Annotated in this window: 1 protein-coding gene; it reads left to right on the forward strand. The window is 33.4% G+C overall.

What is annotated here, in order from left to right:
• Positions 1–160: 160 nt before the first annotated feature.
• Positions 161–1,297, forward strand: coding sequence for an ABC transporter substrate-binding protein (locus B2U95_RS09595; RefSeq protein WP_296315574.1), 1,137 nt, complete (start codon positions 161–163; stop codon positions 1,295–1,297).
• The last annotated feature ends 38 nt before the right edge of the window (positions 1,298–1,335 follow it).

The following is a 1,335-nucleotide window of genomic DNA, read 5'->3' on the forward strand; positions in this document are numbered from 1 at the left end:
ATTTTATCGCCCACAGGTATGATTCAAAGCGAACAACATGTGGTCATTAAAAGACAGTAAATATAAACACATGAACCGAGCATGTTCAAAATTTTATCACCCACGGGAATGCTGTATCGCGAACAACATGTGGTCATTAAAAGACAGTAAATATAAACACATGAAAAGCATAAAATTCTTATTTCTTTTTTTTATCGTTAGTACATGTAACAATGAAACTAGAAGTGTAGAACTAGAGACTTCCGAAACAAAACAACTAGAGTTAAAATATGCTAAAGGCTTTTCTGTAAAATACTTTGAAACTTATAAAGAACTAACCATATTAAAACCTTGGCCTAAATCTGAAAAAAATTACAGCTACGCGATACCTAGCGAGAATGCAGATGTTGACTTTAAATCTAGAGTATTTGATGCTACAATTGACCACAAAATAAATAAAATCGTTGTCACATCTACAACACATATTCCAGCCTTAGAATTATTAGGTGTAGAACAAACTCTAGTCGGTTTTCCGGGTACTGATTATATTTCTTCAGAAAAAACGCGGAGACGTATAGATGGTGGACACGTTAGAGAACTAGGAAAAAACGAAGGCCTTAATACTGAAGTGCTTTTAGAATTGAATCCAGATGTGGTTATTGGCTTTGGAGTCGATGGCGTTAACAAAACTTTCGAAACGTTAAAAAAAGCAGGGATTCCGGTAATTTATAATGGCGATTGGGTAGAATCTTCAGCCTTAGCAAAAGCAGAATGGATTAAGTTTTTTGGTGTTTTATTTAATAAAGAAAAAGAAGCTGATTCTATTTTTAATGCTATTGAACGTGATTATTTAGTAGCAAAAGACATCGCAAAACAAGCAAAAAATCAACCGACGGTTTTAAGTGGAGCGATGCATAAAGATGTTTGGTATTTGCCAAATGGCTCTAGCCCAGAAGCTCAATTTTTAAAAGATGCCAATGTTAGTTATTTATGGAGTGAGACCACAGGAAATGGCAGTTTAGCGTTAAGTTTTGAAGTCGTTTTAGACAAAGCTAAAGATGCAGATTTGTGGTTGAGTCCCTCTTATTACGGTAGTTTTGACCAATTGGAAAAAACGAATTCATTATATACTAATTTTAAAGCTTTTAAAGAACGAAACATCTATAGTTTTTCAAATACAACAGGAGCTACTGGTGGTGTTTTATATTACGAATTAGGTACAGCACGACCAGATTTAGTTTTAAAAGACTTGATAAAAATTTGTCATCCTGAATTACTAGAAGATTATACACCTTATTTTTTTAAGCGACTTAATTAATTGGAGAATCATAAAACATACCGACTCCAGTTTATACT

The organism is Winogradskyella sp. UBA3174 (genome assembly GCF_002364335.1).
Classification (GTDB): Bacteria; Bacteroidota; Bacteroidia; order Flavobacteriales; family Flavobacteriaceae; genus Winogradskyella.

Bases quoted from the DNA above. Each gene is read 5' to 3' on its own strand.
- B2U95_RS09595 (WP_296315574.1), top strand. From the start codon at position 161: ATGAAAAGCATAAAATTCTTATTTCTTTTTTTTATCGTTAGTACATGT.